Source organism: bacterium (genome assembly GCA_024224155.1).
GTDB lineage: Bacteria > Acidobacteriota > Thermoanaerobaculia > Multivoradales > JAHEKO01 > CALZIK01.
Map to the genome: position 1 here is coordinate 1 of JAAENP010000021.1, position 935 is coordinate 935.

Consider the following 935-nt stretch of genomic DNA (forward strand, 5'->3'; position numbering starts at 1 on the left):
CCGAAGCTCTTCCTCGCCGATGATCACCTTGGGCTGCACCTCACGGCCCACCACCTGCTGCCACAGCAGCTCTCGGTAGGTGTTCTCGCGCACTTGCTCAAGGGTCATTCCGGAGCTCGCGAGAGCCTCCTGGAGTTGGGCGTCGTTGGTGATGCCCTGACGTTCCATCAAGGTCTGTACGCCTTCTTGAATCTCGCTGTCGGTGACACGGATGCCTTGCTGATTCGCGAACGAGAGCAGCAGCATCTCGCTGAGCGAGTTCTGCAAGACCACCCGGCCGATCTGCTCGAGCCGTTCCTGACGCCGCGCGGCATCGAGCCGCTGATCGGCGAGAATCGTCGAGATCTCGGCCGCTTTGCGCTCCTCGTACTCATGGAGCGTCAGGATCTCCTCGTTGACCCTGAGCACGATCCGGTTGACGGCTTCGGCGGTGGCCGGGCCGGCCGCCGACGCCCAGATACCGAGCACGGCGACCGCCGCGGCGATCTGAATGCCACGCCGAGTTGGTGTGGTCAGCGCATGGGGAGCGGGGGAGCGGTCACTCTGCGTCGGGTGCGGTGTCTCGATGAGCATAATCACCTTGGTAGTCGAAAGGGATGTTGGACGGAAAGACGATGACATTGTAACGCTCTCGGGCTTCGTCGACGAAGCTCGCGACGGTCTCGTCGACCCGTTGGCGCTCCAGGACCTGCCGGATCGCAGGCGCGACTTCCTCGACCGGTGCCACTTCCGCGGGATAGCGCTCCACGACCTGGAAGAGATGAAATCCATAGTCGGCGGATACGATGTCGGTCACCTCGCCCGGAGCCAGATCGAAGATCGCGTCGGCATAGGCGACCGGCAGATCTTCCCGCGCCAGACGCCCCTGGTCGCCGCCCAGCTGGGAATTGGGCTCTTGCGAAAAGCGTGCCGCGACCTGGCCGAAGTCCTCGCCG

2 protein-coding genes are annotated in these 935 nt (G+C 64.0%); both read right to left on the minus strand.

Features of this window, described 5'->3' with window-relative positions; all coding sequences use genetic code 11:
• The coding region (locus GY769_02065) for a hypothetical protein (GenBank protein ID MCP4200704.1) at positions 1 to 573 on the minus strand (573 nt) is incomplete at its 3' end.
• Positions 539 to 935 (minus strand): hypothetical protein (locus GY769_02070; GenBank protein MCP4200705.1); only part of this gene is annotated, 397 nt, incomplete at its 5' end. The genes GY769_02065 and GY769_02070, both read right to left, overlap by 35 nt.